Here is a 6,993-nt window from a genome sequence, read left to right as displayed (position 1 = left end):
GTTGTGTCCACATAATATCACGACCTTTTTTATTAGTAATTTAAAATATATCAGCGATTTTTCGAATATATCGACCACAATTCGAACTATATCGGCGATTCGACACAGAATATCGATTTACCAACAAAAAACGACATGGGTAGTAATTATACAAATAAAAGGAGGCTATTCAAAAACGAGCCTCCTTTTCGTTTAGTACAAAGATTTTGTCATATTATTCCGAATAATTTCAAGAGATTTCGCTACAGTTAATGCATTCTTTTCTTCAATTTCTGGTTTACGGGGGATAGGTTTATACATGTTGTCTGGATCTTCCCATGTGAGGGGAAGTTCTGTTTCTGCTTGTCCTTTCCAAGCGTCAATCCATTCTGGAGGGAGATAACCTGAGATGTTTTGGATGTTGTTCATTTCGAGCCAAATGAGTGCCCACGCTCTTGGGACGACGCGCCAATGGTCATAGCCACCACCGCCGACAGCAATCCAACGACCTTCGCAATATTCGTTAGCGATTTCGCGAGCGAGCTTCGGTATTTCACGGTAAATATTCATCGTTGCGCAAAGGTGTGTAAGTGGATCGTAGTAATGTGCGTCAGCGCCATTTTGCGTTAAAATAATATCCGGTTTAAAGTATGCGGCCACTTCTTTTACGACAGTTCGATAGGAATCTAAGAAAGATTCGTCTTCTGTAAAAGCATCGAGTGGAACGTTAAAAGAATAACTATAACCATTACCTTGTCCGCGTTCATTTACAGCACCAGTTCCAGGGAATAAATATCGACCAGTTTCATGTAGTGAAATGGTGCATACGTTGGGATCGTCATAAAAAGACCACTGTACACCATCACCGTGATGAGCATCTGTATCAATATATAAAATGCGTAAACCGTATTTCTTTTGAATATATTTCATTGCGATGGAGCTATCGTTATAAATACAAAATCCAGATGCTTTGCCGCGGAAGCCATGATGTAAGCCGCCTCCTAAGTTAAGCGCGTGTTTTACTTTCCCGGAAAGAACAGCATCGACAGCTGTTAACGTACCACCAACGAGTAATGCGCTTGCTTCGTGCATATTTGGAAACATCGGTGTATCTTCTGTTCCGAGTCCATATGTCATCGCAATTGATTTTTCTAACTTACCTTCTCCAGCACGTTTTACCGCATTTATGTACTCTTCTGTATGAACGTAGGCGATCTCTTCATCTGTAGCCATCCTTGGTGAGATGATTTGAGAAGGAGAGATGAAACCGCCCTTTTGTAATAAGTCATACGTAAGTGTGACGCGCAGTTGGTTAAAAGGATGATCAGGGCTAAATGAATAGCCCCGAAAGTCATCCGAATAAATAAACGCGCTACTCATGCTTGCATCCCCATAATGTTCGGCCATAATACGCGGTAGCCTTCTGCTTCAAGTGCATCAATCACTTTTAGCGGATTCATCGTTTGAATGCGGAAAACGAGTACTTTATCATTCTCATCTTTTGCTGGGTAGACGAGAACGCTCACGATATTGATTTGTAAATCGCTAAAAATAGCAACGACTTTTCCAAGAATACCAGGTTCATTTTTTACTTGAATTTCAATTTGTGAACTCGGTTGATGTGCCCCTGTTAATTTCACTAACGTATGCAGTACAGTTGATTCAGAAATGATTCCAACTAACTTTCCAGCCTTTGTAACAGGAAGACAGCCAATTTTATTTTCAAAAAATAAAGTAGCAATTTCCTCAACGAAATCGAGAGGATGGCAAGTCATAACAGGATGTTTCATGATCAGTTCAAGCGGTTGCTTCAGCATATCGAGTGAAACTTGTTCATCTAAAATAGACGGACTTGCATCTCTTACATCCCGATCAGAAATAATGCCTACGACATGATTATTTTTATCGACAATTGGAATGTGCCGAATGCCTTTCGTACGTATCGTTCGGATTGCTGTTTCGATTGTATCGTTTGGATGTAATGTCACTACATCTTGATTCATAATTTCTTCTACAATCATTCCAGTTGCCCCCTTTATTAGTACATAAAACGATTGTGAAAACGTAGACGATCAAATGCTTGAATAGAATCCGTATCAACGCGTTTACCGATGCGGACCATTAAACAGTTAGCAGGATGTGAACAAATTTCAGGATCATCTGTAGCCATCCATTGTAATCCGCCAGCATTCATCATCTTTTCCATTACTTTTCGGTACTCCCAAACATTTAAGCCTGTTTGTTTTAAATCCCAGTGCCAATAATATTCAGTCGTCAATATAATGTAATCTTCCATATAATCGTCCATCATGGAAACTTCTAATAAGTTTTTTCCGACAGCGCAACCACGGAAGGCTGGGACAACTTCAATTGCCCCGAGTTCAATTAAGTTTTCCATTTTTCCTTCTGACCATCGTTCAAGTGGATCAGGATACAAGTATGTAACATACCCAACAATCGTTTGGTCATGTCTAGCAATAATGAGACGAGCTTCTGGTAATTTAGAAATTTCGACAATTGCTTTATATTGCTGCTCGGCAGGACGAAACGCAATTAAGTCTGGATGAAACTCATACATTTCTAAGTTATGTGTAGAGACAGGCCCTTCAATAATTAAAGTGCCTTTCGCTGTTTTTAAGTTTCTAGCATTATATATTTTTTTATGAATCAATGTATTGCTCACCACCTTGAGGGTTTGTGAATCTATTCATATCGTACTTTATAATATATGCGATGTGAATCGAAATTTGTCATTAAAAATTTGTCTAAAAATCAACAAATATACTGAAAATTTTAAATAATGTTATTATAATAGATAATAGAATACATAGGAGGGGGATGTAAAGTATGAAAGTAGAAACGCTTCCTGTCATTAAAGGAGAAAATAATTTGCCGAATTATGATGAGGCATACGCAAATTTTAACTGGGAAGAGGTTAATAAAAACTTTACTTGGAATGAAACAGGCCGAGTAAATATGGCGTATGAGGCAATTGATAAGCATGCGAAATCCGATCGAAAGAATAAAGTAGCCCTTTATTATCAAGATGGATCGCGAAAAGAGAAGTATACATTTAAGGAAATGAAGGATTTTTCTAATAAAGCAGGAAACGTCCTGAAAAATTATGGCGATGTAGAAAAAGGCGATCGCGTTTTTATTTTTATGCCGCGTTCCCCAGAGTTATATTTCGCACTTCTTGGTGCAGTGAAATTAGGAGCAATTGTTGGTCCGTTATTTGAAGCATTTATGGAAGGCGCAGTTCGCGATCGTTTAGAAGATAGCGAAGCAAAAGTGTTAATTACAACGCCTGAATTGTTAGAGCGTGTACCATTAAATGATTTACCAGCTTTAAAAACAGTTTTCCTTGTTGGAGATCATGTAGAAGAAGGCGGTAAAACGGTAGCGTTCAATCCTTTATTTGAACAAGCTTCAAAAGAATTACATATTGAATGGTTAGGCCGTGAAGACGGTTTGATTCTACATTATACGTCTGGTTCTACTGGTAAACCAAAAGGTGTGCTTCATGCGCAGAACGCAATGGTTCAGCACTATCAAACGGCAAAATGGGTATTAGATTTAAAAGAAGACGATGTATATTGGTGCACAGCTGACCCAGGCTGGGTAACTGGTACAGCTTACGGTATTTTCGCACCGTGGTTAGTCGGAGCATCAAATGTTATTTTAGGCGGACGCTTTAGTCCAGAGGCTTGGTATGAAGCACTGCAAGATTACGGTGTAACAGTTTGGTATAGCGCACCAACAGCTTTCCGTATGTTAATGGGTGCTGGACAAGATGCAATTAAAAAATACGATTTATCACAAGTGCGCCACGTATTAAGCGTTGGTGAACCGTTAAATCCAGAAGTAATTCGATGGGGTATGAACGCATTTGGACTTCGTATTCATGATACGTGGTGGATGACAGAAACAGGTGGACAAGTTATTTGTAACTACCCTTGTATGGAAATCCGTCCAGGTTCAATGGGTAAACCAATTCCAGGTGTGAAAGCCGCGATTGTTGATAATGAAGGAAATGAAGTGCCTCCATACACAATGGGTAACTTAGCAATTGGTAAAGGTTGGCCAGCGATGATGCGTGGAATCTGGAATAACAAACAAAAGTATGAATCTTACTTTATGCCAGGAGATTGGTACGTATCAGGTGACTCTGCATACATGGATGAAGATGGATACTTCTGGTTCCAAGGGCGTATTGACGATGTAATTATGACGTCAGGTGAGCGCGTTGGACCATTTGAAGTAGAAAGCAAATTAATCGAGCATGCTGCTGTTGCAGAAGCTGGTGTAATCGGTATTCCTGATCCGGTGCGCGGCGAAATTATTAAAGCATTTATCGCGCTTCGTGCAGGGTACGAACCATCTGAAGAATTAAAAGAAGAAATTCGTCAATTTGTAAAGAAAGGTCTAGCAGCTCATGCAGCGCCAAGACAAATTGAATTTAGAGATAAATTACCGAAAACGAGAAGCGGTAAAATTATGCGCCGCGTATTAAAAGCGTGGGAGTTAAACTTACCAACAGGTGACTTATCAACGATGGAAGATTAAGAGAGAAAGGTCTGAACGAAATAATGTTCAGGCCTTTCTTTTTTATTCTCTCTTTAACCTACATAGAAATTAAAGAGGGAATAAAATGAAAACAGAAAAAGAAAAAATGATACTAGGAGAAATGTATATACCGACTGATCCAGTTGTATCAAAAGGTGTGCCAGATCATGTAGTAGTTGGTGGGAATCCTGCAAAGATTAAAATAATATTTGAACGAAGTACCTTCCTCACCTGTATACATTTATGAAAGAATAGATGAGGGAGGCTTTTTTATGTCTAATAAATTACTTCTTACTTTTGCCTTAATTGGAACTATAGTTGTGTTTTCCTGTGGATTGTTTTTACCGATGCCAATCGGATTTAAAGTTTCAATGATTACAGCTGGAGTTATGATGATTGTGATGTTTTCCATCATTATTCCGTTTGATAGAAAACACATAGTACGGAAAAAAAGATATAAAATTGATTTTACAAAAACAAAAGTGTACTTTCGTTGGAATGTATTTGATACGATTTCGGTTTGTCTTGCAGTGTATGCATGTATATGTGTGCAAGCATTAAATATTTTAGTTTCAACGGGACAGACAATACAAAACCCGTATGTTCAATTTTTTACGAATCAATCACAAGTATGGATTATTGTCGCAAGTTGCTATTTAATTTCCCGTATTTCATTAACGTTAAAAGGAATAAAGGAGATCAAAAATCATGGCGCAGATTGGGAATGATTTATCGGTTGTGTTTCATGTATCGTTATTAGTTGGGATTCCAATTCTTTCTCTTATTACGATACTCTTTGCGACGTTGTAAAGGGTTGGGAAGAAGAGAAATCCGACCCTTATTTGACACGCCTATATAAATGATGGTATAAAGAAAAGTATATGAATAATTGAGCGTGGAAAGGGAGAAGTAGTGATCATTTCCCTGTTTTAGAGAGCTGATGGCCGGTGAAAATCAGCACATAGATGATCGCGAATTACGCCCCTAGAGCATCTTTTTTCGATTGAATTGTATTCAAAAGGGAAAAGACGGTGCTAAGCCGTTATGTAAATAAGGTGGTAGGCTTTTTTGGTCTGCAACTAGGGTGGTAACGCGATAATCAAAATCGTCCCTTATTTGAAGGGGCGATTTTTTTATGTTTTTAACCTTCACGCCAGTAATGAACTTAAAGGAGAGTATGTAGGATATGGGTATTTTACAAGATCTTGAATTTCGCGGTCTAATTAATCAGCAAACAGACGCTGAGGGCCTTGAGCAATTATTAGAAAAAGAAAGCGTTAAATTATACTGTGGTTTCGATCCGACAGCGGATAGCTTACACATCGGTCATATGTTACCAGTATTAATGTTACGTCGTTTCCAATTAGCTGGTCACCAACCAATCGCACTTGTTGGCGGTGGTACTGGTATGATCGGTGACCCAAGTGGTAAAAAAGCAGAGCGTACATTAAATACGAAAGATACAGTTGCTTACTACACAGAAAGCATTAAAAACCAACTTTCAAACTTCTTAGAGTTCGAAAACGTGGACAACCCAGCAACGATGGCTAATAACTATGATTGGCTTGGTAACTTAGATGTCATTTCATTCTTACGCGATATCGGTAAAAACTTCGGTTTAAACTATATGTTAGCAAAAGATACAGTAGCATCTCGTTTAGAGACTGGTATTTCATTTACTGAGTTTAGTTACATGATTTTACAATCATACGATTTCTTAAACTTATACCAACACCATAATTGCCGCCTACAAATCGGTGGTAGTGATCAATGGGGTAACATTACAGCTGGTCTTGAATTAATCCGTAAATCAGAAGAAGATGCGAAAGCATTCGGTTTAACAATTCCACTTGTTACAAAATCTGACGGTACGAAGTTTGGTAAAACAGAAGGCGGCGCAATTTGGTTAGACCCAGAGAAAACAACTCCTTACGAGTTCTACCAATTCTGGATTAACACAGATGACCGTGATGTTGTTAAATATTTAAAATACTTTACATTCTTATCTCATGAAGAAATTCTTGAGCTTGAGAAACAAGTAGCTGAAGCACCAGAAAAACGTGCAGCACAAAAAGCATTAGGTGCAGAAATGACAAAACTTGTTCACGGCGAAGAAGCATTAGAACAAGCGATTAAAATTTCAGCTGCATTATTCAGCGGTTCTGTAGCAGAACTAACTGCAAGCGAAATCGAGCAAGGATTCAAAGACGTACCATCTGTAGAACGTACTGCAGAAGATACAGTATTAATCGACTTACTTGTAGAAAGCAAAATCTCTCCATCAAAACGTCAAGCACGTGAAGATGTAACGAACGGCGCAATCTACGTAAACGGTGAGCGTACACAAGCATTAGACTACGTTGTAACAGAAAACGACCGCATCGAAGGTAAATTCACAATCATTCGCCGCGGTAAAAAGAAATATTTCTTAATTCGTTACTAATCCGA

7 protein-coding genes and 1 other annotated feature are annotated in these 6,993 nt (G+C 38.5%); of the genes, 4 read left to right on the top strand and 3 right to left on the bottom strand.

All coding sequences use genetic code 11. The annotated features are described in order from the left end of the window. Positions 1-192: 192 nt before the first annotated feature. The 3 genes from acuC to acuA are packed head-to-tail and all read right to left on the bottom strand — an operon-like array spanning position 193 to position 2,650. A complete protein-coding gene (gene acuC, locus MR079_RS06225; RefSeq protein WP_139866422.1) occupies positions 193-1,359 on the bottom strand; it encodes an acetoin utilization protein AcuC in 1,167 nt (388 codons plus the stop codon). Beyond that, positions 1,356-2,000: an acetoin utilization AcuB family protein gene (locus MR079_RS06220; protein WP_088082250.1), complete on the bottom strand. Its 645-nt coding sequence runs from the start codon at positions 1,998-2,000 to the stop codon at positions 1,356-1,358. The genes acuC and MR079_RS06220 overlap by 4 nt, the downstream gene beginning before the upstream one ends. Before the next feature lie 17 nt (positions 2,001-2,017). Beyond that, complete coding sequence (gene acuA / locus MR079_RS06215; RefSeq protein WP_000581384.1) at positions 2,018-2,650, bottom strand: acetoin utilization protein acetyltransferase AcuA; 633 nt, start codon at positions 2,648-2,650, stop codon at positions 2,018-2,020. Between the two features lie 176 nt (positions 2,651-2,826). Here acuA and acsA point away from each other — a divergent pair, with 176 nt between their 5' ends. The 4 genes from acsA (at position 2,827) to tyrS (ending at position 6,988) form a co-directional block, all read left to right on the top strand. Beyond that, positions 2,827-4,545, top strand: a complete 1,719-nt coding sequence (gene acsA, locus MR079_RS06210) for an acetate--CoA ligase (protein WP_000862042.1) — start codon at positions 2,827-2,829, stop codon at positions 4,543-4,545. Between the two features lie 85 nt (positions 4,546-4,630). Beyond that, entirely contained in the window at positions 4,631-4,792 is a 162-nt protein-coding gene (locus MR079_RS06205; RefSeq protein WP_167496958.1) for a hypothetical protein, read from the top strand. A gap of 25 nt (positions 4,793-4,817) precedes the next feature. Continuing rightward, positions 4,818-5,273 (top strand): hypothetical protein, encoded by a 456-nt coding sequence (locus tag MR079_RS06200; RefSeq protein ID WP_242293729.1) that lies wholly within the window; start codon positions 4,818-4,820, stop codon positions 5,271-5,273. 159 nt (positions 5,274-5,432) lie between these two features. Then, positions 5,433-5,661, top strand: a binding site (T-box leader). 70 nt (positions 5,662-5,731) lie between these two features. Beyond that, positions 5,732-6,988 (top strand): tyrosine--tRNA ligase, encoded by a 1,257-nt coding sequence (gene tyrS, locus MR079_RS06195; protein WP_001994474.1) that lies wholly within the window; start codon positions 5,732-5,734, stop codon positions 6,986-6,988. Positions 6,989-6,993: the final 5 nt, after the last annotated feature.

This window comes from Bacillus cereus group sp. BfR-BA-01381 (genome assembly GCF_022663555.1).
Classification (GTDB): domain Bacteria; phylum Bacillota; class Bacilli; order Bacillales; family Bacillaceae_G; genus Bacillus_A; species Bacillus_A pacificus.
This window is presented reverse-complemented; position numbering and strand designations above follow the sequence as displayed.